The following is a 26,827-nucleotide window of genomic DNA, read 5'->3' as shown; positions in this document are numbered from 1 at the left end:
TGTGAGTCATGGTGCAGTTCGCGGTCAATCCGACGCGCTTCGACCCGTACAAGAACTTCAAGTTCCGGGTGAAGTGGGACGGCCGCTACGTGGCCGGGGTCAGCAAGGTCAGCGCGCTGAAGCGGACCACCGAGGTGGTCAAGCACCGCGACGGCGGCGACCCGTCGACCAGCCGCAAGTCCCCCGGGCGTACGGAGTTCGAGGCCGTCACCCTGGAGCGCGGCCTGACCCACGACGCCGAGTTCGCCCAGTGGGCCGGGCGGATCTGGGCGCTGCACGCCGGCCTCGGCTCGGAGGCGTCGCTGGCCGACTTCCGGCGCGACATCACCATCGAGCTGCTCAACGAGGCCGGGCAGGTCGCCCAGTCGTACCGGCTGTTCCGCTGCTGGGTGTCGGAGTACCAGGCGCTGCCGGAGCTGGACGCCAACGCCAACGCGGTGGCGATCGAGCACATCAAGCTGGAGAACGAGGGCTGGGAACGCGACGAGGCGGTCACCGAGCCGGCCGAACCCCGGCTCGCCTCGTGACCGCCGGGCCGCCGCCGACCGAGGTGGAGCTGGTCTCCGCCTGGGACCGCGCGCTCGGGCAGCCGGCGCCGCGGCGCCCCCTGCTGCTGCTGGGCCGCGAGGACGCCGACCGGCTGCCGGTGGGCGAGGTGGCGGCCCTGCTGCTGCGTACGGCCCGGTCCTGGACCGGCGGCCGGGTGGAGGCCACCCTCGACTGCCCGGCCTGCCCGCAACGGCTCGAGGTCGGCTTCGCCGTGGCCGACCTGCTGGCCGCCGCGTCGGACCCGACCGCCGACTCCGCACGCGGCGGCGCGCGGCGCGTCGGCACCGGGGCGTTCACGCTCGACTGGCGGGGGCACCGGCTGACCCTGCGGCTGCCCACCCCCGCCGACCTGATGGCGGCGGCGCGGGCCGGGGACGCGGCGGCGGCCGAGCGGTGGCTGCTGCGGGCGTGCCTGCTCGCCGCCGATCCGCCGCTGGACGATCCCGCCGCCGCCCTGCCGGAGGTGTCGGCCGTGATGGCCGAGCGCGACCCGCTCGGGGTCGTCGCGGTCACCCTGACCTGCCCGGGCTGCGGCACCACGACCGAGGCGCTGCTCGACGTGCCCGCCTGGGCGTGGCAGGCCGCCGACGCCCGGGTCCGGCGGCTGCTCGGCGAGGTGCACCGGCTGGCCCGCGCGTACGGCTGGTCGGAGGCGCAGGTGCTCGGCCTCGGGCCGCACCGCCGCGCCGCCTACCTGGAGCTGGTCCCGTGACCGGCTACCTGGCGGCGCTGGCCGCCCTCGCCGTCGACGCCGCGCCCCGGCTGCGGCCCCGCACCCTCGGCCGGTTCGAACCGGAGCAGCCGCAGGCGGGCGTCGACGTCGAGGCGTACGACGTGGAGCGGCCGACCCCCACGCCGTACCGGCCGGCGGCGCGTCCCGCCGTGGCGGGCGCGTCGGGCGCGGCCCCACCCGGCTCGCCCGCCGCGTCCCCGCCGGTGACCGCTCCGGCGGCCCCGACAGCCCCCGGCGGCGACCGGTCGGCCACGCCGGCCGCCGCACCGCGCACGCCGCCGCCCGCGCCGGTCGCGCCGACCGCGCCGGCCCCCGACCGGCCGGGCACGCCCGCGACCCGGCCGCCGGTACCGGCGGACGCGGTGCGGCACGCGGCGGAGCGGGACGCCCCGAACCCGCCGCCCCCCGCACCACGCCACCAGGTCCCACCGCCCGCCGCGCCGGCCGTTCCCGCGCCGCCCGCCCTCCCCGCGGCCGTACCGACTCCCCCGGTCGCGGCGCCCACGGTCGCGGTGTCCACGGTCGCGGTGCCCGCGTCACGCGCGCCGCAGTCGCCGCCCGCGCGCGCCGTGGCGGTGACCCGCGCCGCCGCCCGGGCGCCCGAACGCCCCACCGTGCACCTGCACATCGGCCGCATCGACGTGCGGCTCGCCCCCGGGCGGCACACCGCGCCCGCCGCCCCCGCACCGGTCACCCCGGTCGCGCCGGCGCCCGCCGTGGCCCCGGGACCGGCCCCCGAACTGGAGGCCTACCTGCGCGAGGCGGAGGGACGGTCACGATGAGCACCGCGTACGCCCTCGCCGCCGTCACCGCCGTGCTGCGCGCCCAGCTCATGGCGTACCTGCGGGCCACCGGCGCGTCGTCGGCCGTCGGCGGGGTGTCGGTCACCGCCGGCCCGCCGGACCGGGTGAGCGTGGGCAACCAGGAGGGCAACCAGGTCAACCTGTTCCTCAGCCGGGTCACCCGCAACCCGACCTGGGCCAACCTCGGTCCGCCGCCGCGCAACGGCGCCGGTGACGACGTCGCCGCCGTCCCGCTCGGCGTCGACCTGCACTACGTGGCCAGCGTCTACGGCCACGACCCGCTGACCGGCGAGATCCTCCTCGGGCACCTGCTGGCGATGCTGCACGAGACGCCGGTGCTGACCCGCGCGGCGATCCGCCGGTCCCTCGCGCCCGACCCACCGGACGCGACCCTGCCCGCGCCGGTGGCCGAGTCCCGCCTCGCCGAGCAGGTGGAGCAGCTGCGGATCAGCGTCGCCAACAGCCCCGGCGGCGAGGAGAGCTTCCGGCTCTGGTCGGCGTTCAGCGCGCCCTACCGCAGCAGCGTCTTCCTCGACGTCTCGGTGGTGCTGATCGACCCGCTGCGGGGAGCCCGCGAGCCCCTGCCGGTGCGGTCGGTCACGGCCGGCACGGTCGACGTGCGCGGCCCCGAGGTCGACGCCGTACGCGCCGACGGGCCGACCGGCACCCCGGTCACCGCCGCCGCGACCCTCGTCGTGACCGGCCGCAACCTGACCGGCCCGGACACCCGCATCCGCGTCGGTACGGCCACCGCCAGCCCTACCACCGCGTCGGCCACCGAGCTGCGGGTGCCCCTGTCGGCCTTCGACCGGCCCGTCGCCGCCGGCCTGCGGGGACTGGTCGTCACCCACTCCGTCGACCTGGGCGACCCGCCCGCGCCCCGGGCGGCGCTCAGCTCCGACGCCGTGCCGGTCACCTACCGGCCGACGATCACCGTCGCTCCCGCCGACGTGGTCGTCGACTCCAGCCGCACCGTGGACTCGGTGGTGCTGCGTACCGGCACGGTCACGGTCACCGTGCAGCCGCAGGTGGAGGCGACGCAGCAGGTCACCCTCTCCCTGACCGGGACGGCCGGCACGATCCTGCCCGCGCCGCCCGGCAACGGCGTCGCCGGCGGCGCCAGCGCCACCGACCGGGTCCGCTTCGCCTTCCGCGACCTGCCCGCCGGGGCGTACCTGGCGCGGCTGCGGGTGGACGGGGTGGACAGCCCGCTGAGCACCGACCCCTCCGGACGGTACACCGGCCCCTCCGTGGTGCTGTGATGCCCGCCGCCCGCGCCGCCGCCCGCTGGCCCGCCCCCGCCGTCGCCGAACGGGCCGACGACGGGCTGGCCGCCGAGGTGGAACGGATCCGGCTGCTGCTCAAGGGCGAGCCCGCCCAGGCCGGCCGCCCGGACGGCGGGCACCTCGACCGGATCGCGGCCGGGTTCGGGCTCACCGGCTTCGAACGCGACGTGCTGGTCGCCGCCGTCACGGGGGAACTCGGCCTGCTGGACCGCCCGCCCACCTTCGCCTGGTGCCTGGACGCCCTGCCCGGCGGGCACTGGGACGCCCTCGCCCCCGACCGTCCGCTGCGCGCCGCCCGCCTGGTCGAACTCGGTGACGGACCGCTGCCGCACGCCCCGCTGCGCGTCGACGAGCGGATCCTGCACGAGGCGCGCGGCGCCGGGCGGCTCGACGAGCGGCTGCGGCCGTACGTCACCGAGCTGCCCGGACCACCGGCGGGCCTGCCGGGCAGTCGGCGGCGGGCCGCGGCGGACCTCTGCGCCGCCTGGCAGGCCGGCCGCCGGGCCCTGCGGGTCACCGGGCCGGACCGGGCCGACCGCACGGACGTCGTCGCCGCCGCGGCGGCGACGGTGGGCCGCCGCGCCCACCGGCTGGCGGCGGCCGACCTGCCCGGCGCCGTCACCGACCGGGACGCCCTGGCCCGGCTGTGGAACCGCGAGGTGGTGCTCGCCGACCCCGTGCTGGTCGTGGAGCTCACCGGCGACGAACCGCCCGAGCAGACGGGCGTCGTGGCGCACCTGCTGGGGCGACTCATCGGCGACGTCGTCGTCTCCGTGCCGCGCGCCGTCACGCTCGACGGGGTAGCCGCCGGGCCCGACGTGGACCGGCCCACCCGCGAGGAGCAGCGGGCGCTGTGGCGAGCGCTGCTGCCCGCACGCCCCGCCGCCGCGCTGGCCCGCGAGTTCGACCTGGGCCACCACGAGATCCTCGCCACCGCCGCCCGCCCCGCCACCGACCCGGCGGCGCTCGCCCGGGACCTGGTCCGCGAGCGGATCCGCCGGGACCTCGACGGGGTGGCCGAACGGATCGCCGTGAAGGCCGGCTGGGACGACCTGGTGCTGCCCGCCCCGGCCCTGGCCCAGCTGCGGCAGCTCACCGCCGCCGCGGCCGGCCGCGCGCTGCTCGCCGAGCGAGGCTTCGGGCGGCGTACCGGGCGGGGGCTCGGGGTCACCGCCCTCTTCGCCGGTCCGAGCGGCACCGGCAAGACCCTGGCCGCCGAGGTCCTCGCCAGCGCGCTCGGCCTGGACCTGCACCGCGTCGACCTGGCCACCGTCGTCAGCAAGTGGATCGGCGAGACCGAGAAGCAGCTCCGTCGCGTCTTCGACGCCGCCGAACGCGGCGGCACCGTGCTGCTCTTCGACGAGGCCGACGCGCTGTTCGGCCGCCGGTCCGAGGTGAAGGACAGCCACGACCGGTACGCCAACATCGAGGTGTCGTACCTGCTGCAACGCATGGAGCAGTACCGGGGCGTGGCGGTGCTGACGACGAACATGCGTACCGCCATCGACCCCGCGTTCCTGCGTCGGCTGCGGGTGCTGGTGCCCTTCGGGCATCCCGGCCCGGCCGAGCGGGCCGACCTGTGGCGGCGTGCCTTCCCGCCGCAGGTCGCCACCGAGGGCCTCGACCTGCACCGGCTCGCCGGCCTGGACCTGACCGGTGGCGACATCCACACCGTCGCCCTGCGGGCCGCGCTCGTCGCCGCCGGGGAGCACACCCCCGTCCGGATGCGGCACGTGCTCGACGCCGTGGCCGCCGAGTACGCCAAGCACGACCGGCCCGCCGACCCGGGGCTGTGGTCATGAACATCGAGGTCGACGTCCGCGAACTCGTCCTCACCGGGGTCGAGGCGCCCGATCCCGCCGCGCTCGGCGACGCGGTGCGCGTACGGCTGGCCCGGCTGCTCGCCGAGCGCGGCCTGCCGCCCGCCTCTCCCCCGCCCGGCCCGCTGCCGGCGCCACCGGGAACGGACCTGCCGCAAGCGCTGGCCGAGGCGATCTGGGCGCAGTTGGGCCGGCCCGCCTGCCGGGAGGTGGACCGGTGAGCGAGCGCGAGGCGGCCGTCCGGCCGCAGTCCCCGACCGGCGAGCGGAACGCCGAGCTGGCCGGGCTGACCCGGGCCCTGGTCGAGCGGTACGCCCCCGCGCTGGGCCTGCGGCCCGACGCCGTACGGGTGCACCTCGGCGAGGCCGGACGGCGGGCCGCCAACCACGGCGCGAAGGGGCTCCTCGCCGACGGCGCGCTGCACCTGGCCCCCGGCTACGACCCGACGCGCGCCGCCGGGCGGGCCCTGCTCGCCCACGAACTCGGCCACCTCGCGCAGGCCGCCGCCGCCCCGGGCGCGTACCCGGCCAGGCCCTCGGCGCGCAGTGCGGCCAGCACGGCGCCGGCGTCGACGACGACGACGAGCGTGACCGACCCGGAGGCCGAGGCACGGGCGCTGGCCGAGGCGGCCGCGGCCGGGCGGGCGCTCTGGACGCCGACGGCCCGGCTGCCGGCCGACGCGGTCGCCGCCGACACCGGCGCCGTCGCCACCGCTGCCCGCCCCGCGCCGGCCCCCGACGCGGAAACCGGCACCGGACCGCTGGAGGCGCAGCTCAGCGAGCTGGTCGAGCGCCGCTACCGGGCCGAGCGGGCCCGGATCATCGACCTGCTCGACGGCCTGTGGGTCTCCGGCGACGACGTGCGCGGCTGCCTGCGGGTGCTGGACACGCTGCCCTTCCTCGTCGCCCGGAGCCTGGTGCACAGCCTGCCGTCGCCACGGCGCAGCGACCTGGGCCGCAACCTCGACGACGGCCACCACCGGCTCTACCCGGGTGCCGCCCTCGCCGCGCTCGGCGGCCAGACGCCCTACCTGCTGCGCCTGCTGGAGGCCGGCAACGTGCGCGGGCTGAGCACCGAAGGGCTCGGTCCCCTCGAGCGGCGCACCGCGCGGGACGTGCTGCGGGCCCTGCGCACCAGCGTCCTGCGGGAACTGCTCACCGGCGACCGCGGGAGGCACTTCCGGAGCCTGCTGACGCAACTGCCGGAGCGGGGCAGCGACGCCGACGCCCTGCGCGAGCAGATCACGGCGCTGCGCGGGACCGACGCCGAGGCCGGCCGGCTGGACGAGGACACCGGCCTGCGTGAGCAGCTCCGCCACGTGGAGCGGCTGATCGGCCAGCGACAGGGCAGCCAGGCGCTGGCGCTGCTGGCCGGGCTGGCGCCGGCCCCGCCCACCGCCGGAGGCACGGCCGGCACGGCCACCGCCGGGGGCCCGGTCGGCAGCGCCACCGCCGGCCCGCCCGAGCCGGGTCCCCGCCTGCGCCACGTGGTCCGCCGGCTCGACGAGGCCGGGCGCATCGACGCCCTGCTGGAGCAGCTGCCGTGGGAGGAGAAGCGGGTGGGCGCTCCCCTCGGCCCGCGGCTGCTCGTCGTGCTGGCCGCCCGGGAGGAACACCAGAACCTCACCCGCGTCGAGGGCCTGCTGTCGTACGGGGTCTTCGACTGGGCGATCCGCGACCACGAGGCCCGCTTCGCGTACCTGCTGCTGCGCAGCCTGCCGCTGGCCGCCCAGGACCGGTGGGTGCGGCTGGAGCAGGGCCGCTGGTTCGCCCGGCTGGAGGAGAACATCCCGGCCGAGGACGTCCTGGGCGGGCGGTACGCCGGGCTCGGCAGCCTCGCCGAGCCGCTCGACCCGGCCCGGCGCGGTGGCGGCCGGGCCGACGCGGACCGGATCGTCGCCGAGATCCACCAGCAGGTGCGGGCCGGGGTGGACGGGCACAACTCGGTGGAGCTGGTCCGCCGGCTGATCGGGCTGGACCGGGGCACCGCCGTGGCGCCGGCCCGACCCGCCGGACCGGGCCGGGAGACGCTCACCTCGGTCGTACGCCGGCTCGACGCGCTGCGGGACCTCGACCGGATCGTCGAGGCGCTGCCCGACGCGTACCTCACCCACGAGAGCTGGCGCTCGGAGCTGCTGGACCTGTTCGCCCGCCGCGATCCCGCCCAGCTCGCCCGGCAGGCCCGCCACCTGCTCGACATCGGGCTGCTCGACTGGGGGGTCAATCCCCGCGAGGCGTGGCTCGCCTTCCACCTCGTGCGCAACCTGCCGGCCGCCGAGCAGAGCCGGCTCGCCGCCGAGGACCCGGACCGCTGGGCCCGGATGCAGTCGGCGATGACCCCCGAGATGCGCGCGTCGCTGGCCACCACCGCCATCTCCGGGCCGCGCCGGCTGGAGACCCGCGACGCGCTGCGCGACCGGCTGCGCGACGACCGGCTCTGGAGCGCCGCGCAGGCCACCGAGCTGCGCGCGCTGATCATCCAGCTGTACGCGCTGGACGACCGCCGCTGGGTGTTCCTGCGGTCGCGGGAGGTGCGGGCCGACCGGGTGCCGGCGCTGGCGTCCCTCGTCGAGCAGCTGCGCCTTTACCACGAGCGCAACCGGCCGTCGTTCGTCCCCGAGCGGCTCGACTCGGGCGGCCTGCCCCGCGTCTTCGGCGAGCTGGGCCGGCTGGTCGCCGTCGGCCTGAAGCTGCTCTTCCTCAGCCGGACCGGCCTGAGCCTGTTCACCGAGGAGGTGACGGTCCGCGACTTCGACCTGCACGAGTTGCAGTGGGTCAGCGGCGACGTCGGCGGGGCGCGACTGCGCGACCGCGCCCCGGGCGAGCGGTCCAACGAGCTGTCGCTGTCGGTCGACGCCCGGCAGGGCGTCGTACGGGTGCGGCTGCCCCGGCTGGAGCTCAGCGGGGTGAACCGGGTGTTCACCGGGAGCTCCCTGCGCACCGGCCGGGTCACCCTGACCGACCTGGACGTGGTGGCGTCCTTCTCCGACCGGGGCTACGAGCGGCCGGTCGGCGCGCAGGCCGGGGTGGGCGGCGTCAGCGCCGCCGACGTGGTCTTCGCCAGCGAGTCGCTGCCCGGCGGGATGCTCGGGCTGACCCGGTTCGGGCTGTCGCGCCTGTTCTTCCGCGCGGGGGCCACCGGCACGGAGGACCTGGACGAGCCGTCGCGGCGCGGCTGGATCGGCATCCCGCTGATCAATCCGCTGATCCACCTGCTGCACAACGTCATCTCGTTCTACGGCGGGCTGCCCTTCCTCTCCAAGATCAGCGACGCGTTGATCGCCCCGTACACGGCCGGCGCGCCGTTCCTGGCCCGGCAGGTCGCCTCGTACACCGCCGGGGAGATCTTCAGCCCGCTGGCGAATGCCACGATCGGTCTGATCACCGACGGCGTCTTCCGGCCGCCCCGCGCGGTGGGCGAGCGCGTCGGGGACGCCGCCGGCATGCTGCGCTCGTTGCAGGTCAGCTTCGCCAGCGCCACCGCCGAGGGGCTCTCCTTCGCCGGCATGCAGCAGATCGGCCGGGTCGAGATCGGCCGGACGCTGCTCGGCGTGGGCACCAGCCTGCCCGCCCGGCTGCGCGCCGAACAGCGCTCGATCGAGGAACGGCTCGGCCGCGCCGGCACCGCCGCGCAGCCCGCGCTGCGCGAGCGGCTCGCCGCCGTACGCCGGCAGGTCACCGAGCTGGAGCCGCTGGAGCGGGAGCTGCAACGCCTGGAGGGCCGGCACCGCTGGCACGCCGACTCGCTCAGCGAGGCCGAACGCCGCCGCATGATCGAGCTGTCGGACCGGCTGCGGTCGAGCGCCGGCGGCACCCTCGACATCGGCGGCATCCGGGTCACCGGGCTGACCGGCCGCGTCGAGGCCGCCGGCGTGGAGATCGACCCCGTACACGCCGAGGCGTCGCTGCCCTCCCGCGTCGGGCAGCACCTGCCCGACGACGAGCTGATCGACCGGTTCCGCGCCCAGCGGACCCCGCCGGACCTCACCACCACGGCCCGCGCCGCCACCGCCTCGGTCGAGGCCGCCGGCGTACGCCTGCTGCCCGGCGCCGACGGCGCGCCCGCCCTGCGGCTGACCGCCGCCGAACTGCCCACCCCCGAGCAGGTACGCGAGCAACTGGCCGCGCTGCCCGACGAGCCCCGCCACGCGCAGCGGCGTGCCGAGCTGACCCGCTGGCTGACCGGCCTGGCGCGGATCCGGGAGCTTCAGGCGCGTCCCGCCGAGCCGGTCGACGCCGCCGACCGCCACGTGCCGGGGCACCGCACCCGCGCCGAGGAGCAGGAGCTGCAACGGCTGCGCGAGGCGGCCCGCCGGTACTTCGGCGTCTCCGTCGGCGGGCTCGCCCTCGCCGGGTTCGGCGCCTCGCTCGACCCCGCCACCCTCGGGGTGAGCGTGCGGCTCGCCGAGGCCACCGCCACCGACGTGCGCGCCGGCGCGTACGCGGTGGAGCGGGTCGAGGCGCGTCGGCTGCGGCTGCGCGCCGACCTCGACACCGACGGCGGCGGGCTGCTGCCGCCCGAGTTGGCCGGCGCGGCCGCCGAGCAGGGCCTGCCCACCCGGCGGACCGCCCTCGGCGTCGGCGTCGGCGACCTCGCCGTGACCGGGGCGAGCGGGCCCGGCCTGGAGGCCCGCCGGATCGCGTTCACCGCGCCGGCCCGGGGCGACGGGCAGCCCGGCGAGGCCGTCCACGGCCGGGTGGTGCCGCGCGGCGACGACCTGAGCATGCCCGACCTGGTGGTGGAGCAGACCGAGCTGACCGGGGTCATCCTGCGCTCGCCGGGGCGCAGCCTCTACTCGCGCGGCAGCACCCGGATCGGGCGGATGAGCCTCGACGTGCTGATCCGCACGGCCGCTACGGGCTCGGGCCGGCAGACCCGCGGCGCGCTGGTACGCAGCATGGTCATCGACCGCATCGACGCTGACCAGGTCGGCATGGACGTCACCGAGCCGGCGCCCGGCTACTCCGTGGAGGCGGTCTCCGGGGCGCTGGTCGGCGTCCGGCTGCGCGACCTCGACGTCGACCTCTCCGGCGCGGAGGCGACCTACTCCGGGCGGCTCACCGTCGGCCAGCTCGACCAGCTGCGCTTCGCCGTGCTCTCCCGCGCCCTGCAGGGGCCGGCGACCACGATCACCGGCACGGTGGGCGGGCAGCCCACCGGCCCGGGGGCGGCGGCGGTCACCGTCGACCTCATCCGCGCCGGCGCGCACCAGGTCGACCCGGCCACCGGACGGGTGGTCAGCGACCCCACGGACGCCGTCGCCACCCGCCTCGACGGGCTCACCCTCACCGACACCACCCTGCGTACGCCCGACGGCCGGGTCACCGTACGCCGGGCCGGGGTGAGCGGGCGCATCGTCACCGAGCAGGGCGGCGGGCTGCGGTTCGAGGACATCGGCCCGTCCCGGATCGAGTTGTCGGCGATCGACTGGCGGGCGGGCGACGGGCGGATCACCTCGCGCGGGCCGACGGTGCTCGACGGGCTCACCGTCACCGGCCGCTGGGACAGCACCCCCGAACACCGTGACGCCGCAGGGCGCCTCGTCCCCGCCACCGCCGAGCTGTTCGTCGAGCGGCTGCACATCGACCGGGTCACCGGCCGCGACCTGCGCTACCGCAGCGGGGTGCTCGACATCGGGCTCGGCCGGGCCACCCCGGTGCCGGCGGGCGAGCCGGACCTGCCGCCGCTGGAGATCCTCGACGTGGACCTGCGCGGGCTGCGCTGGAGCAGGGCGGCCGGGCTGGTGGCCGGGCGGCTGCGCACCGGGGCGACCCGGGTCGAGATCGCCGGCCAGATCGACGCGGCCCTGCACGTCGACGGCGCGCTGTCGGCCGCGCAGCTCACGCTGGGCTTCGGCCGGGGCGGCCGGGTCGAGGCCAGGGTCGTCGGCGGCGAGGGCCACCTCGGCGTGGGCCCGCGCCCCGGCGAACACGAGCAGCACGTCGGCATCCAGGGCCTGGACACCGGCCTGATCCGCGTCGCGCCGGACCGGATCGAGATCGGCCCGGACGGCTCCCCCGGGCTACGCCTGGCGACGGTCGCGGTGGACGCCCTCAACTGGCAGGGCGAGTCGCTCGGCCTGCGCATCGCCCCCGGGGAGGGCGCGCTCACCTTCACCGGCATCACCGCGCGGGCACGCATCGACCTGCACCCGGCCGGCACCCCGGGCGGCCGGTTCCGGCGGCTGCTGCTGCGCGAGGTGGTGGTGCAGGAGACCCGCGCCAGCGGCCTGCTGGTCGACCTACGCGACGGCGTCACCATCCGCCTCGACGCCGACCGCGAGGCCGTCCTCGGGGAGCTGCGGCTGCGCCCCGGCGCCGGCCAGGAGGGGTTCGTGGTCGAGGCCACCGGCACCGCCGCCGGCATGCGCGTCCTCGGCGGCCTGGACATCGGCGCGATCAGCGCGCCCCGGGTCGGCTTCGACATCGGCACGTTCCTGTCGCGCGGCAGCGCCGACCTCGCCGCCACCGGGCTCACCGTCGACTTCCTCGACCTGGGGGCCCTGCGGGTCAACCTGCGCGAGCCCGCCCTCACCGCGATCCGCGCGCAGATCACCGCCGAGTCCGGGCGGGAGCTGCGGCTGCTCGGCGCGCCGGCCGGCCGGCCCGAGTACGGGCTGCGCTTCACCTCGATCGGCTACACCCAGGACCCGGCCACCCCCGGCGGTCCCGCGCCCGGGCGCCGCATCGCGGTACGCGGTGGGGAGATCACCGGCCTCACCTTCACCGACACCGGTCTCGGCCTGCACATCTTCGTCGAGCGGGGCCTGCTCGGCGACCTCACCCACGACCTGGACACCGGCTCCGGCGAGCTGCCCTCGCTGGACATCCGCGACGCGACGTTCAGCCTCGACCTCGCCACCCTCCTCGGCGGCGCCGCCCCGGCCGCGCCGGCCCGCACCACCAGCGCCCAGCGGCGGGCCGCCATGGCGACGCAGTGGGACGGGCTGCTGCGGATCCTGCACACCTACAACCTGAGCGAGGTGATCGACAGCCTCGACGGGCACGTCGACTTCGACGTCGCCCACGACGGCTTCCTCTACGGCACCCGCGTGTGGGAGGTCCGGCTGTCCCTGCGCGACGGCACCGTGGACTACCGGCGGCTCACCGGGGCGCTGCCGTGGTGGACCCCGGGTCGGTTCGTCGTCGAGGGCGACGCCCTGGTCTACCGGGTGCACGTGCCCACCGTGGGCCCGGAGGGGGCGCCGCCGCCGGACAGCGACGTCGACGTGCTGCGCTGGCAGCTCACCACCGGGGAGGTGCAGCAGGCCCGCACCGAGCACCTGGTCCGGCTGAACCGGCTGCTCCAACCGACCCCCGAGTCCCGCGACGACCTGCTGCACACCATCGCCGACGTCGGCGACGACGAGCCGTCGACCGAGCCGCCCGGCCGGCTGGCCATCCGCAACGTCGACGTGGACCTCTCGGTGCGCAACCCCCGCGAGATCACCCTGCCGCTCGGCACCGGCAACGAAATCGTGCTCGCCCCCGACGCGCTGATGCACCTGACCGTCGGCGGCGGGCTGCGACGGGCCGCGGGCGGGGCCGGGCGCCCCGGCGCGCTGCGCCCGATCGCGCTGGAGAGCGCCACCGTCGCCCGGCTGAACCTGCTCTTCGGCTCCGTCGGCGTCTCCAGCGGCCAGATCCGGATCACCCACCTCACCGACGCCCGGCTCACCTTCGACGGGCTCAGCCCGCAGCTGCTGACCGGACGGATCGACCGCGCCGTCGCCGAGCGCATCCGCTGGCGGCGTACCGCTCCAGGAGGCACCCCGTGACCAGTCCGCTCAGCCCCCGCCTGCTCCGCGCCGGCCTGGTCGTCCTCGACCCGGACAGCGGCCGGACCCGCCGCGTGATCACCCTCCAGTACAACCCGGACGCGCTGACCCGGGGCTTCCAGCTCAAGACCGGCGGTGCGGAGGGCGGCGCGAAGGGCGAGGCGCTGCGGATCACCGGTCCGCCCGTACAGACCCTCACGCTGGAGGCCGAACTCGACGCCGCCGACCAGCTCGCCGAGCGCGACACCGCCGAACTCGGCCTGACCGCACAGCTGGCCGCCCTGGAGTCGCTGGCCTACCCCAGCCTGGCCGCCGTGCAGGACGCCGCGGCGCTGCTGGCCGCCGGGACCCTGGAGGTCGTACCCCCACCGGCCCCGCTGGTGCTGCTGGCCTTCGGACGGCGCCGGCTCTGGCCGGTACGCATCACCGAACTGACCATCACGGAGGAGGCGTTCGATCCCATGCTGAACCCGATCCGCGCGAAGATCCGGCTGGGCCTGCGGGTGCTGACCGTCAACGACGTGGGCACCGCCGGGCGGGCCGGCGGGCTCGCCATGGCCGCCCACCAGCAGCTCGAACAGCTCGCCGGCCGGGCCCGCGGCGGCCGGCTGGGCGACCTCGGAATCGACCGGCTGCCGTGACCGGGCCCGGCGACACCGACCCGGCCCTGGTGGCCGCCCACAGCCGCGTCGCGGAGACCCTCTTCGCCGCGACCGGCACCGGCGGCGTCGGCGAGCCGTCGCCGGGGGCGATCCCCCCGGAGAGCCGGTACGCCGGCGTCGGCACCACGACGACCGTCGACCCCGACACCGGTGCGGAGCTGGTCCACCTGCGCCGCCGGTTCGTGCCGCCCGCCGAGCGGCTGGCCACGGCCGGCTGGGAGCGGGTCGCCGACGGCGACCGGGTCGACCTGCTGGCCGCCCGTACCCTCGGCGACCCGACGGCCTTCTGGCAGCTCTGCGACGCCAACGGCGCCTTCGACCCGGCCGAGCTGGAACAGCCGGGCCGGGTGGTGCGGGTGGCGCTGCCCGAGGGCTTCCCGGGAGGCGGCGATGCCTAGGGGCGTACGCCTGCAACTGCTGATCGGGCCGCTGACCTTCGGCCCCGCCCCGTACGAGCTGGTGGAGGCGTTGCAGGAGGCGCAGGTGACCCAGAACGCCGGGCAGCGCTCCGGGTTCCAGCTCCGCTTCGCCCTCGGGCGGGGCTCGCTGGCCGAACGGATGCTCGCCGACGGCAGCCTCGACCCGCCGACGCGGGTGCTGCTGGTGCTGCACCTCGACGGCCGACCGCAGGTGCTCTCCGACGGCGTCGTCACCCGTCACGACGTGGCCCGCAGCAACGACGCCGGCGCCTCCACGCTCACCCTCACCGGCGTCGACGTGAGCCAGATGATGGACCTGATCGACCTGTCGGACCTGCCGATGCCGATGCCGGCGGAGGCCCGGGTGCTGACCCTGCTCGCCCCGTTCGCCGCGTACGGGGTGGTGCCGATGCTGGTGCCCAGCGTGCTGGTCTTCGCGCCGAACCCGATCCAGCGGATCCCGGCGGTACGCGGCACCACCTTCGCGTACGTGTCGCAGCTGGCCGACGAGGTGGGCTACACCTTCTACGTCGAGCCGGGCCCCACCCCCGGCATGAACGTCGCCTACTGGGGGCCGGAGGTCCGTGCGGGCCAGCCCCAGCCGGCGCTGACCGTCAACGCCGACGCCGGCTCCAACGTGGAGTCGCTGTCGTTCTCGTTCGACGGGGTGCAGAAGACCCTCCACCTGCTCACCGCCTTCCCCGAGCAGGTGCGGGTGCCGATCCCGCTGCCGGTGCCGGACGTCACCCCGCTGAACCCGCCGCTGGGCCGCAGGATCCCCGTCCCGCTGTCGTACCGGCGGATGAACGTCGGCCGGTCGGACCCGGCCGGCACCGACGACGCCACCGCCCGGATGGACGTGGTGCAGACCCTCGCCCGGGGCCTGGCCCGCGCCGCCCAGTCGGCCAACGTCATCACCGGCTCCGGCTCGCTGGACGTGCTGCGCTACGGCCGGCTGTTGCAGTGCCGGCGGCTGGTCGGGGTGCGCGGCGCCGGCCGCGCCTACGACGGCGAGTACGTGGTGAAGAGCGTGACGACCACCGTCAAGGCGGGCGAGGTCAAGCAGCGCTTCTCCCTCGGCCGCAACGCCCACGTCTCCATATCCGGGAGGGCCCAGCCATGACGACCAGGTACTACGGCAAGTATCGCGGCACGGTGGTCAACCACATCGACCCGTTGCAGCAGGGACGCATCCAGGTGACCGTCCCCGACGTCACCCTGCCCCCGTCGACCTGGGCGATGCCCTGCTTCCCGCTCGCCGGGATCCAGGCCGGCGTGTTCACGGTGCCGCTGCCCGGCACCGGCGTGTGGGTGGAGTTCGAGCAGGGCGACGCCGACCATCCGATCTGGACGGGCTGCTGGTACGGCTCGAAGGCGGAGATCCCCGCGCTGGTGGCCTCGGCGCCGCCGCCCACCCCGCCGATCGTGTTGCAGACCCCCGGCCAGGCCACCCTGATGATCTCCGACGCGCCCGGCCCGGCCGGCGGCATCCTGCTCAAGACGCTGACCGGGGCGATGATCTCGATCAACGACACCGGGATCGTCATCTCCAACGGCAAGGGCGCCTCGGTCACCCTCATCGGGCCGACCGTGGCCGTCAACCAGACCGCGCTGACGGTGACGTGATGCCGGGCCCGCCGCTGCACGTCGGAGCCGTCGTCTCCTGCCCGCACGCCGGGCCGGTCACCGCGCAGACCGCCAACTCCCGGGTGCTCGTCGACGGGCTGCCGGTGCTCACCGCCGCCGACGCGTACCCGGTCGCCGGCTGCACCTTCCAGGTGCCGGTCGGCGCCGGCACCAAGCCCCAGCCGTGCGTCCGGATCCAGTGGACCGCCCCGGCCGCCCGGGTGCTGGTCAACGGCCAGCCGGCGATGCTCGCCACCAGCATCGGGCTGGGCGTCAGCGCCGAGGGCGTGCCGCAGGGCCCGCCCACGGCGAGCGGGTTCCAGATCCGGGCGGTGGCGTCGTGACGTACCCGGCCTTTCCGTGGCGCCCCGACAACCGGGGCCGCTCGGGGCTGGCCGGCCCCGAGCGGCACGTCGCCGACCTGGTGGAGGCGGTGCTGTTCACCGCGCCCGGCGAGCGGGTCAACCGGCCGGACTTCGGCGCCGGGCTCGGCCAACTGCTCTTCGCCCCCGTCGACGAGGCGGTGGTGGGCGCCGCCGAGTTGCAGGCCCGCAGCGCGCTGCAACGGTGGCTCGGTGAGCTGATCGAGGTCGACGAGGTCCGCGTCGACCTGGCCGAGGCGGCCGTACGGGTGCACGTCGGCTACCGGCTGCGCGCCACCGGCCGCCCGGCGGAGGTACGGATCTCGAGGGGGACCGGATGAGCGTGCGGTGCAGCGACGACGAGCGCCGGGCCGAGGTCGCCCGCCCCGGCAGCGCGTTCAACGGCGTGGACTTCGTCGAGGTGGACGCGGCCGACCAGAAGCTGCTGCGGGTCGGGTTCCTGCACCCGCTGCCCGGCCAGCCGGGCGGCGTGCCGGGCGGGGCGGCGCTGGTCGCCGGCAATGTGGTCGTCGACGGGGGCGTACGGATCACCGGCGTGCGGGTGCTCACCGTCGCCGCCTCCGGCACGGTGCTCACCGTACGGGTGGACCGGGCCGGCGACTTCTCCCCGTACACCCTGCGGTTGGTGCGTTCGGCGGTGGACGAGCGGGTGCCGCCGGGCTTCGACCCGGTGCTGGCGGCGGCCACCTTCTCCTTCAAGGCGAACTGCCCCAGCGACCTGGACCCGGCGCCCGCCGCGCCGGTCGTTCCCGCGCCCCCGGCCGCGCCCGCGCCGGTCGACTACCTGGCCAAGGACTACGCCGGTTTCCGGCGGCTGCTGCTCGACCGGCTCGCGGCCCTGCCCGGCTGGACCGAACGCAACCCGGCCGACCCGCTGATCACCGTGGTGGAGGCGCTGGCGCACGTCGCCGACCGGCTCTCCTACCGGCAGGACGCCGCGGGCACCGAGGCGTACCTCGGCACCGCCCGCAGCCGGATCTCGGTGCGCCGGCACGCCCGGCTGCTCGACTACACGGTGCACGACGGCTGCGCCGCCCGCGCCTGGCTGAGCGTGCGGGTCGCCGCCGGCTCCGACGCCGAGGTTCGGGGTGTGCCGGCCGGCACCCCGGTGCTGGCCGCCGACCGGGCCACCCCGGCCCTGCCGCCCGCCGACGCGGCGGCGCTGCTGGCCGACGGCGCCACCGGCTTCGAGACGCTGACCGCGCTCGCCCCCCGCTCCGCCCGCAACGAGATCGCCCTGCACGTCTGGGGCGGCAGCGACTGCCACCTGCCGGCCGGCGCGACCCGGGCCACCCTGGTCGACCTGCCGGCAACCGGGCTGGCCGCCGGTGACCTGCTGCTGCTGGAGGAGGTGCTCTCCCCCGCCACCGGGCGGCACGCCGACGCGGACCCGGCGCACCGGCAGGTCGTCCGGCTCGTCGCGGTGCGCCCGGGCACCGATCCGGTGGAGGGGCTGCCGGTGCTGGAGGTGGAGTGGGGCGCCGCCGACCGGCTGACGTTCCCGCTCACCGTCACCGCCTCCGTCGCCGGCCCGGGCACCGGCCAGCTCGTCACCTGCGCCGTCGCCCGCGGCAACGTGGTGGCCGTCCAGCACGCCATCGCCGTACGCGGACACCTGCCGCCCGCCGCCGAGGCGCGGTGGCGGCCGGTGCTCACCGCCGAGCCGGTGGCGGCGGCGGCCCCGTTCCCGACGGACATGCCGGCGGCCCAGGCCCTCGACCAGGACCCGCGCGCCGCGCTGCCGCTGATCCGGTTGGAGACCACCGAGGGAAGCTGGCGGCCCCGCCGGGACCTGCTCAACGCCGACCGGTTCGACCAGGGCTTCGTGGCGGAGCGCGAACGCGACGGCCGCGTGGCGCTGCGCTTCGGCGACGACGTGTCGGGCCGCCGACCGCCGGCCGGCACGGTGTTCGAGGCGACCTGGTGGCGCGGTGGCGGCGCCGCCGGCAACCTCGGCCACGACGCGCTGACCACGCTGGTCACCGACCGTTCCGGCGTCCTCGGCGTGACCAACCCGCTGCCCGCCGTCGGCGGCACCGACCCGGAGGACGTCGAGCACGCGCGCCAGCACGCGCCCGTCGCCTTCGCCACCCAGGAACGCGCCGTCACCACCGGCGACTGGGTGGCCGCGGCGCTGCGGCTGCCCGAGGTGGCCGGCGCCACCGCCCGGATTCGCTGGACCGGCTCCTGGTGGACGGTGTTCCTCACCCTCGACCTGCTGGGCGGCCAACGGCTGGCCGGCGAGCCGGGGCTGGCCCGGCGGCTCGCCGGCCGCCTCGACCGGTTCCGGGTGGCCGGGTACGACCTGCAACTGCGCGACCCGGTGGACCTGCCGGTGCAGCTGCGCCTGTGGGTGTGCGTGGCGCCGGGGGCGTTCCGCTCCGACGTGCGTCGGGCCCTGCTGGAGCTGTTCTCCGACCGGGACCTGCCCGGGGGGCGTCGGGGGTTCTTCCACCCCGACCGGTTCAGCTTCGGTACCCCGCTCTACGTCAGCCAGCTGCTGGCCGCCGCGGTGCCGGTCCCGGGCGTCACCGACGTCCGGGTCACCGAGCTGCACCCGGTGGGCGTGGCACCCGGCGGCGAGCTGGCCGACCGGGTGCTGCGCACCGGCGACACCGAGGTGATCCGCCTCGACAACGACCCCAGCGTGCCGGAGCACGGCATGCTGCACCTCGACCTGGTGGGTGGGCTGTGACGACACGAGCGGGCCGGGGGCCCAACCCGCCGGGACGCGGCGGTATCGACTACCGGCTGGGCCGGCAGGCGGACTTCGCCGCCGACATGCTGACCCGCCTCGGCGCCCGGCCGGAGCTGGCGGGGCTGACCACCCGCGAGGCCGACGACCCGGCCGTCGCCCTGCTGCACGCCTGGGCGGGTGCCCTCGACGTACTCGCGTTCTACCAGGAGCGGATCGCCAACGAGGGCTTCCTCGGCACCGCCACCGAACGCGGCTCGGTGCTGATGCTGGCCCGCGCCATCGGCTACGAGCTGCGCCCTGGCGTCGCCGCCGCCACCTGGCTCTCCTTCACCGTCACGGCCACCCCGGGAGCGCCGGACGGCGTGCCGATCCCCGCCGGCAGCCAGGCGCAGAGCGTCCCGGGCCCCGGCGAGCTGCCCCAGGTGTTCGAGACGGTCGAGCCGCTGCTCGCCCGCCCCGAGCTGAACGCCGTCGGGCTACGGGTCACCGAGCCCCGCGACCCCCGCCCCGGCGACGACACGCTCCACCTCGCCGGCACCGGTACGGTGCTCGTTCCCGGCAACGCGCTGCTGGTGCTCGGCCCCGACTGGTTCGACGTGCGCCGGGTGCGGGCCGTCACGGCGGTGCTGCCGCAGGCGGCCACCGCGCTCGACGGCGGCGAGGTGGTGCCCGCGTACACGGTCGTCGGGCTGGACGCGCCGGTGGGCGCGCGGGCCCTCGGCGCGGAGCTGCGCCACCAGGTGCCCGGGGTGCAGGTGCACCTGCTGGCGCAGCGGGCCGCGTTGTTCGGCCACCAGGCCCAGCCGTGGTCGGCGCTGCCCGTTGCGCTGCGGGTGGGCGAGCTGAACCCGGGCACGAACCAGGTGCTGCCCGGCGCGTACGCGAACCGCGCGGACAGCTGGGTGGACGCCCCGTTCGCGGCGGCCGTACGCGAGCTGCACCTGGACCAGTCGTACCCGTCCGTCGTCGCCGGCTCGTGGCTGGTGCTGGAGACCGGCGGGACGCCGCAACTACGCCGGGTGGACGCGGTGGCGGACCTGCCGGTGGCGGACTTCGGCATCGCCGCCCGCACCACCCGTGTCACCGTCACCGGCGGCGACTCGCACACCTTCTCCCGCCGCTCGACGACGGTGCTGGGCGACAGCCGGCTGCTCCCCCTGGCCCCGGTGCCGCGCACCGCGCCCCTGGCCCGGGTGGCGACGCTGGAGCTGGCCCGCCCGGCGCCCGGGCTGGAGCCCGGCCGGCGGCTGGTGCTCACCGGCGTCGACCCGGCGGGCGCGGCGGTCTGCGAGGTGGTCGTCGTCCAGCGGGTCCGCGACGCCGCCACGGTGGACCTCGAGGCGAACGTGGCGCACACCTACCGGCGCGACAGCGTCCGCGTCCTGGGCAACGTGGCGGAGGCGACCCACGGGGAGAGCCGGGCCGAGGTGCTCGGCGGTGGTGACGCCCGGCAGGCGTTCCAACGGTTCACCCTGCGGCACGCGCCGCTGACGCACGTGCCCGCCGCGACCGCCAGCGGGTCGCGCACCACCCTGGCGGTCTGGGTCGACGGGGTGCGCTGGCAGGAGGTGCCGGCGCTGCTCGGTCAGCCCGCCACGGCCCGGGTCTACACGGTGCGCCGGGCCGACGACGGCACCGTCACCGTCACCTTCGGCGACGGTCGCACCGGGGCGCGGCTGCCCACCGGGCGCGACAACGTGGTGGCCACCTACCGGTCCGGGATCGGCCGGCTGGCCGACCTGGCGCCGGGACGGCTGACCATCCCGCTGTCGCGGCCGCTGGGCCTGATGGAGGTCACCAACCCGGTGCCCGCCGCCGGCGCCGACGACCCGGAGGGCGTGGACCGGGCGCGCCGCAACGCCCCGCTGGCCGTACGCACCCTGGGGCGGGTCGTCTCCCTGCACGACCACGCCGACTTCGCCCGCGCCTTCGCCGGCATCGGCAAGGCCCGCGCCGACCTGGTCTGGGACGGGCAGCGGCAGATCGTCCTGCTCACCGTGGCCGGGCCCGACGGCGCGCCGGTCCCGGAGAGCGCGCCGGTGCGCGGCGACCTGCTGCGCGCCCTCGACGCCGCCCGCCAGCCCGCCGTGCCGGTACGCATCCTCGGCCACCGCCGCCGCCGGGTCGCGGTGACGGCCCGGCTGCTCGTCGCGCCCGGGCACCGCTTCGCCGCCGTCGCCGCAGCCGCCCGGGCGGCGCTGGTCGCCGGCCTCAGCTTCGACGCCCGCGACTACGCCCAGCCCGTACGCGCCAGCGAGGTGCAGGCCCTGCTGCACGCGGTCCCCGGGGTCGCGGCGGTGGTGCTGGAGCTGCTGCACGAGGCCGGGCAGCCCGCCGGCCGGGCCGAGGTCATCGCCGCCGCGCCGGCGCGCCGCACCGGCGACCTGCTGCTCCCCGCCGACCTGCTCACCGCGGACGCCGGTGACGTCACCCTGCTGGAGGCATCGTGAGGGCCGAGGAGATCTGGGCGCTGCTGCCGGCCGCCCTGCGCAGCCAGGACGAGGCGGCCGGCGGCGTGCTGCGCGCGCTGGTGGAGGTGATGGCGGAGCAGGCCGTCCTGCTCGCCGCCGACGTCGACCAGCTCGCCGACGACTGGTTCGTCGAGACCTGCGCCGAGTGGGTCGTGCCCTACCTCGGTGAGCTGGTGGGCGCGGGCCGGCTGCACCCGCTGGCCGACGGCACCGGGTTCTCCGACCGGGCCCGGGTGGCCGACACCATCCGGTTCCGGCGGCGCAAGGGCACCACCGCCGCGCTGGAGGAGCTGACCCGGGCGAACACCGGCTGGAGCACCGCCGCCGTCGAGTTCTTCGAACGGCTGGTCGTCACCCAGCACGTCAACCACGTGCGCACCGCGCCGGCCACCGCGGCGGTCCGTGACGCGGGGCCCCTCGAACTGGTCGGCGGCCCGTTCGAGCCGGTCTGCCGGACGGTGGACGTGCGGGCCATGGACGCCGGCCAGGGCCGCCCCAACATCCCGAACATCGGCATGTACGTGTGGCCGCTGCCGTCGTACCGGCTGGACCGGGCCAGCGCCGCGCCGGTCGCCGACCCGCCGGACGGGCGGTGGTGGATCGACCCGGTCGGGGTGGACCGGCAGCTCACCGGGCCCACGGTCACCGAGCCGGACATCGACCACCGCGCCGACGAGGCCAACGTGCCCGGCCCGCTGCGCCGCCGCCCGCTGCGCGACGAGCTGGCCGCGCTCGCCTCCGCCGCCCCGCCCGCCCCGCAGGAGCTGCGCTGGTTCCGCGAGGACGACCCCTCCTTCGTCGTGTGGATCCAGCCGGCGCCCGGCGACGAGCTGCGGCCCGTACCCCTGGAGCAGCTGCGGATCTGCGACCTGGCCGGATGGGAGCGGCCGACCGGCAGCCTGGTGCGCGTCGACCCGGTACGCGGCCGGGTCACGGTCGCGCCCGGGCGGCCCGTGCACCGGCTGGCGGTCTCCTGGTGGTACGCCTTCGGCGCCGACGTGGGCGCCGGCCCGTACCCCCGCCAGGGCGACCTGGGCGCGGCCGACGGGCCGGTGGACTGGCAGCTCGCGGTGAGCGTGACCGAGCCGCCGCGCCCCGGCGAGGTCGTCGCCTCGATCGCCGAGGCCGTGACGGCCTGGCACGACTGGCAGGCCGACCACCCGGGCACGGCCGGCCGGATCGTGCTCACCGACAGCCACCGCTACCCGGAGGACCTCCTGGTGCGGGTCGGGCAGGGCAGCCGGCTGAGCCTCCTCGCCGCCCGGTGGCCCCAACCGCCGGACCGGCCACGCCGGCAGGCCGACCTGGACCCGGTCGGCGTCCGGCCCTGCCTGCTCGGCGGCCTGTCGGTCACGGGCACCGGCGCCGGCGAGCGCCCCGGCGAACTTCTCCTCGACGGCCTGTTGGTCTCCGGGGCGGTGAGCGTCGCCGCGCCCGCCGCCGGCGAGACCGGCCTGGGCCGGATCGAGCTGCGGCACTGCACCGTCGGGCCGGCGGCGACCGGCCTCACCGTCGCCGCCGGCAACGACCGCACGCGGGTGGCGGTGCACCGCTGCGTCACCGGCGCGCTGGCCGCCGGCGACGGTCCCGTCACCGTGGTCGACACGCTCGTCCACGGTGGGATCGCCGCCCCGGACGCCGAGGCCGACCTGACCGGGGTGACCGTCCTCGGCACCACCGACGTGCGGGTGCTGACCGCCACGGACTGCCTGTTCGACCAGCCGGTCAGCGTGGCCCGGCGCCAGCAGGGCCACGTCCGCTTCAGCTACCTGCGGCCCGGGTCGGTCACCCCACGCCGCTACCGCTGCCAGCCGGACCTGGCCCAGCAGGCCCACCCCGGCGACCCCGACGTGGCCACCCGCGTCGGGCCGGCGTACGCCAGCACCCGCTACGGCGACGCCACCTACGGCCGGCTCGCCGGCACCGCCGCCGCCGAGCTGCACACCGGCGCGGAGTCCGGCGCCGAGATGGGGGCGTTCCGGCGCGCGCTGACGCCGCAACGCCTCAACAACCTCGCCCTCGCGCTGGCGGAGTACCTGCCGCTGGGGCGGGTGGCCGCTGCCCTGCCCGTCCTGCCGACCGGAGGAACCACACCATGAAGGGCGACATCAGCCGCGCCACGTTCGACCAGCGGCGGCACGCGACGAGCGTACGCAAGCAGCAGGGCCGGGTGGACCTGGACGCCGACTGGAACGAGCAGCAGGACATCCAGGCGCACCTGCGCGCCACGGCGCTGACCGACGTGGTCGGCGCGGCCGGCGCGCCGCTGGCCGGCGGGGCGTTCGCGCTCACCGGCGGGGCCGACCTCACCCTGTCGGCCGGCCGCTACTACCTCGACGGGGTGCTCTGCGAGAACGACGCGCAGGTCTCCGTCTTCGGCCAGCCCGACCTGCCGGCGGCCGGCCCGTTCGTGCGCCGCCTCGACGGCACCTGGCTGCCTGCCGGCGCCCCGGTGCCCGCCGGGGTGTACGTGGCGTGGTTGCAGGTGTGGCCGCAGCACGTGACGGCCATCGAGGACCCGACCCTGCGCGAGGTCGCCCTCGGCGGGCCGGACACGGCCACCCGGCTGCGTACCGTCTGGCAGGTGCGGCTGGCGCAGGCCGGGCCGCCGGGCACGCCGGTCGGCTGCGCGGACACCCCGCCCGGCTGGGCCGAGCTGACCGCCGCCTCCACCGGCACCCTCGCCGTACGCGCCGATCCCACCGGCGCCGCCGGGGGCGACTGCGTCATCCCGACCGGCTCGCCGTACACGGGGCTGGACAACCAGTACTACCGGGTGGAGATCCTCTCCGGGGGTGCCCCGGGCACCGCTACGTATGTGTGGTCGCGCGACAACGCCGCGACGGTGGCGACGTGGGAGAGCATCGACGTCGACGTGCTGACCGTGAAGGTCCCCGGCCGCGACGGCAGCGCCGGCTTCGCCAACGGCTCCTGGGTGGAGCTGACCGACGACGGCCGGGAGCAGAACGGCGTGCCCGGAACCCTGGTGCAGGTCGACCGGGTCGAGGGCGACCGGATCGTGATCCGGCCCGCCACCGCCACCGGCAGCCTCGACCGGGCCGCCTTCCCGAGCCGGCCGAGGGTGCGCCGCTGGGACGGGCGGGGCGCCGTGCCGGCCGGCGGGGCCGAACTCGACCTGGAACTCGGCATCAAGATCCGCTTCGCGGCCTCGGGCGGCTACCGCACCGGCGACTGGTGGTCGTTCCCCGCCCGCGCGGCGGTGCACGACGTGGAGTGGCCGCGGGTCGGCACCACGCCCGTGCCGCAGACCCCGCACGGGCCGCGCCGCTCCCACGGTCGCCTGGGCGTCGTCGCGTACGACGGCAGCCAGTGGAGCGTCCTGCGCGACTGCCGGCCGGTCTTCGCCCCGCTGACCGGTCAGCTCGCCCTGAGTCTGCTCGGCGGCGACGGCCAGGAGGCCGTGCCGGTGCCGGCCAGCCCGGCGACCCTGGTGCCGCTCGGCCACGACCTGGTGGCCGGCGTCGCCGTCGGCGGCCGGCCCGTCGCCAAGGCCCGGGTCAGGTTCGGCGTCACCGTCGGCCAGGGCCGGGTGACCTCCGGGTCCACCACCGCCGCCACCGTCACCGTCGAGACGGGCGCCGACGGGCGGGCCCGCTGCGCCTGGCAGCTCGACTCCGCCACCGCCACCCAGGAGGTCACCGCCGTCCTGCTCGACGAGGCCGGACAGCCCACCGGCCTGCCGCTGACCTTCACCGCCAGCCTGTCGCGCGCCGACCGGGTGTCGTACGACCCGACCGGGCACCCGGCGCTGGCCGGCTCGACCACGGTGCAGGCCGCCATCGACCAGCTCGCCGCCGCCACCACGGGCGGCTGGGCGACGGTGACCGTCCGGCCGGGCATGGACTGGGTGCAGGCGCTGAGCACCCTGCCCGCTGGCGACGTGCTGATCTGCTTCGCCCCCGGCCTGTACACCAGCACCACCCCCGTCACCTTGTCCGGGCGGGCCAACATCCGGCTGCTCGGCAGCGGCCCCGCCAGCCGCGTACGGGTCCAGGGCCACGAGCACGCGCTGATGTTCGTCGACTGCGGCACCGTGTCGGTGGCCCACCTGGCGGTGGAGACCCCCGGCCCGGCGTCCGCCTCGCACCGCCTCGGCCCGGTCACCGCCGTCAACTGCGCCGAGGTCACCGTCGAGCACGTCCAGCTCACCGGGGTGCCCGGCGCGTCACCGCAGAGCACCTGCCTGACCGTGCGCAACGACCACAACACCCCACCCGGCCGGGTCCGGGTGCTCGACTCGGACTTCCGCATCGGCCACGGGCAGCAGGGCGTGCTGCTGGTCAACCCCGACCACGCGATCGTCACCCGCTGCCGCTTCTCCTGCCCGCCCCGGCCGGCCTCGCTCACCCTGGCCGAGCTGGTCAAGGACGAGAAGTTCCGCGGCCAGCTGGCCGGCCAGCTCGTGGGCCGGCTCGCCCTCGACCGTCACGACCGGCTGGAGCGCGGCGAGTGGAACACCGTCGTGCGGGTCGGGCAGTGGGGCGTACGGACGAACTCCATCGTCCCGGAGAGCGAGTGGCGGACGCTGACCACGCTGCACCCGCCCACGGCCGAGGACCTGCGCGGCGGGGAGGCCGCCGGGGCGTACGTGCTGCGCCTGGTGGAGCTGGCCACCCAGGACCCCGGCCGGCTGCCGACCTACAAGCGGCAGCTCACGTCGCTCAAGGGGCGCCTCGGCGAGAGCGCCGGACGGATCTTCGACACCGACGAGGGCCGCCAGACGCTGCGCGACTACCTGGTCGGCGGCGGGCTGGACGTGCGGCGGGCCGACGACATCGCCCGCGACCGCCGCGAGGTGGCCCTGCCCGCGCCCGGCGCGAGCCTGCGCTTCGACTCGGCGTTGAGCCAGGGCGCGTGGGAGGCCGCCGTCGCCGCCTCGCCGCCGCCCCGCCCGGTGCAGACGCCCTCCGCCGCCGCCCGGCACCTGCGCGCCGTCGCCGACCGCATCCTGCTGGAGCCGGCCTTCGGGGAGCGCTACGCCGCCGCGTACCGGCAGGCGCTGACGGCGGCGGCCGAGACGTCGGTGGGCGCCTGCGGGGTGGTGATCGGGGGCGGGACCGCCGTCGGGGACGTCGAGGTCTCCGACTGCCGCTTCGACCAGGTGGCCGAGGGCGTGCACATCGGGGTGTCGCACCGCTCGGGGTCGCCCATCCAGGGCCGCACCATCCGCGTCACCGGCAACGACATCCACCTCTACAAGGCCTGGTGGCGTGCGTCGAGCACGATCCGCGGCATCAAGGTCGGCAACATGCGGCACGTGTTCGTCTCGGACAACCGGATCTCGGTGGCCGCCGGCACGGGGCTCGGCGTCTGGGCGTCCGGGGTGGGCGGGCCGATCCTGACGATCCGGGACAACCTGGCGCAGAACTGCGACCCCGGGATCATGTGCGACCCGTCCTGGTGGATCGCACCGGGCAAGCACCTGTGGTCGGTCACCGACAACGTCTCGACGCACGGGCCGATCCTGCTCGGCAGCGGCGTACGGAACTCGGGCAACGTCAGCTGAGCTGTCGCCTGGGCGACTGCGCGGCCGGCCCCGACCGGCCTACGCTCTCGGTGACTGCCATTCAGCACGGTTG

At 76.9% G+C, this 26,827-nt stretch carries 17 protein-coding genes; all 17 read left to right on the top strand.

Annotation, left to right across the window (positions count from 1 at the left end; genetic code table 11):
- The first annotated feature begins 8 nt into the window (after positions 1-8).
- The 17 genes from ACTMS2_RS24885 to ACTMS2_RS24805 are packed head-to-tail and all read left to right on the top strand — an operon-like array spanning position 9 to position 26,754.
- Positions 9-527, top strand: coding sequence for a phage tail protein (locus ACTMS2_RS24885; RefSeq protein ID WP_089000531.1), 519 nt, complete (start codon positions 9-11; stop codon positions 525-527).
- A complete protein-coding gene (locus ACTMS2_RS24880; RefSeq protein ID WP_441177551.1) occupies positions 524-1,261 on the top strand; it encodes a hypothetical protein in 738 nt (245 codons plus the stop codon). The genes ACTMS2_RS24885 and ACTMS2_RS24880 overlap by 4 nt, the downstream gene beginning before the upstream one ends.
- Positions 1,258-2,064 (top strand): hypothetical protein, encoded by an 807-nt coding sequence (locus tag ACTMS2_RS24875; protein WP_441177550.1) that lies wholly within the window; start codon positions 1,258-1,260, stop codon positions 2,062-2,064. The genes ACTMS2_RS24880 and ACTMS2_RS24875 overlap by 4 nt, the downstream gene beginning before the upstream one ends.
- Positions 2,061-3,347, top strand: coding sequence for a DUF4255 domain-containing protein (locus ACTMS2_RS24870; RefSeq protein ID WP_441177549.1), 1,287 nt, complete (start codon positions 2,061-2,063; stop codon positions 3,345-3,347). The genes ACTMS2_RS24875 and ACTMS2_RS24870 overlap by 4 nt, the downstream gene beginning before the upstream one ends.
- Positions 3,347-5,173 carry an ATP-binding protein gene (locus ACTMS2_RS24865; protein WP_441177548.1) on the top strand — a complete coding sequence of 609 codons (1,827 nt, stop codon included), beginning with the start codon at positions 3,347-3,349 and terminating at the stop codon, positions 5,171-5,173. Before ACTMS2_RS24870 ends, ACTMS2_RS24865 begins: the two co-directional genes overlap by 1 nt.
- Positions 5,170-5,412, top strand: coding sequence for a hypothetical protein (locus tag ACTMS2_RS24860; protein WP_089000536.1), 243 nt, complete (start codon positions 5,170-5,172; stop codon positions 5,410-5,412). Before ACTMS2_RS24865 ends, ACTMS2_RS24860 begins: the two co-directional genes overlap by 4 nt.
- Positions 5,409-12,968, top strand: coding sequence for an eCIS core domain-containing protein (locus tag ACTMS2_RS24855; protein WP_441177547.1), 7,560 nt, complete (start codon positions 5,409-5,411; stop codon positions 12,966-12,968). The genes ACTMS2_RS24860 and ACTMS2_RS24855 overlap by 4 nt, the downstream gene beginning before the upstream one ends.
- Positions 12,965-13,609 carry a hypothetical protein gene (locus ACTMS2_RS24850; protein WP_089000538.1) on the top strand — a complete coding sequence of 215 codons (645 nt, stop codon included), beginning with the start codon at positions 12,965-12,967 and terminating at the stop codon, positions 13,607-13,609. Before ACTMS2_RS24855 ends, ACTMS2_RS24850 begins: the two co-directional genes overlap by 4 nt.
- Positions 13,606-14,028: a hypothetical protein gene (locus ACTMS2_RS24845; RefSeq protein WP_441177546.1), complete on the top strand. Its 423-nt coding sequence runs from the start codon at positions 13,606-13,608 to the stop codon at positions 14,026-14,028. Before ACTMS2_RS24850 ends, ACTMS2_RS24845 begins: the two co-directional genes overlap by 4 nt.
- Positions 14,021-15,172: a hypothetical protein gene (locus ACTMS2_RS24840; RefSeq protein ID WP_441177545.1), complete on the top strand. Its 1,152-nt coding sequence runs from the start codon at positions 14,021-14,023 to the stop codon at positions 15,170-15,172. Before ACTMS2_RS24845 ends, ACTMS2_RS24840 begins: the two co-directional genes overlap by 8 nt.
- The gene (locus tag ACTMS2_RS24835; RefSeq protein WP_101409696.1) at positions 15,169-15,675 is read left to right on the top strand and encodes a phage baseplate assembly protein V; all 507 of its coding nucleotides are present in this window, start codon (positions 15,169-15,171) and stop codon (positions 15,673-15,675) included. The genes ACTMS2_RS24840 and ACTMS2_RS24835 overlap by 4 nt, the downstream gene beginning before the upstream one ends.
- A complete protein-coding gene (locus tag ACTMS2_RS24830; RefSeq protein ID WP_441177544.1) occupies positions 15,675-16,019 on the top strand; it encodes a hypothetical protein in 345 nt (114 codons plus the stop codon). Before ACTMS2_RS24835 ends, ACTMS2_RS24830 begins: the two co-directional genes overlap by 1 nt.
- Positions 16,016-16,378: a GPW/gp25 family protein gene (locus tag ACTMS2_RS24825; RefSeq protein ID WP_089000541.1), complete on the top strand. Its 363-nt coding sequence runs from the start codon at positions 16,016-16,018 to the stop codon at positions 16,376-16,378. Before ACTMS2_RS24830 ends, ACTMS2_RS24825 begins: the two co-directional genes overlap by 4 nt.
- Entirely contained in the window at positions 16,375-18,753 is a 2,379-nt protein-coding gene (locus tag ACTMS2_RS24820; protein WP_441177543.1) for a baseplate J/gp47 family protein, read from the top strand. The genes ACTMS2_RS24825 and ACTMS2_RS24820 overlap by 4 nt, the downstream gene beginning before the upstream one ends.
- Positions 18,750-21,206: a hypothetical protein gene (locus tag ACTMS2_RS24815; RefSeq protein WP_441177542.1), complete on the top strand. Its 2,457-nt coding sequence runs from the start codon at positions 18,750-18,752 to the stop codon at positions 21,204-21,206. The genes ACTMS2_RS24820 and ACTMS2_RS24815 overlap by 4 nt, the downstream gene beginning before the upstream one ends.
- Entirely contained in the window at positions 21,203-23,326 is a 2,124-nt protein-coding gene (locus tag ACTMS2_RS24810) for a hypothetical protein (protein WP_441177541.1), read from the top strand. The genes ACTMS2_RS24815 and ACTMS2_RS24810 overlap by 4 nt, the downstream gene beginning before the upstream one ends.
- Entirely contained in the window at positions 23,323-26,754 is a 3,432-nt protein-coding gene (locus ACTMS2_RS24805; RefSeq protein WP_441177540.1) for a DUF6519 domain-containing protein, read from the top strand. Before ACTMS2_RS24810 ends, ACTMS2_RS24805 begins: the two co-directional genes overlap by 4 nt.
- Positions 26,755-26,827 lie beyond the last annotated feature (73 nt).

This window comes from Micromonospora sp. SD12, from assembly GCF_052068495.1.
Classification (GTDB): domain Bacteria; phylum Actinomycetota; class Actinomycetes; order Mycobacteriales; family Micromonosporaceae; genus Micromonospora; species Micromonospora echinofusca.
Note: the sequence above shows the minus strand (reverse complement) of the source record. Positions and strands in the feature narration are given on the sequence as shown.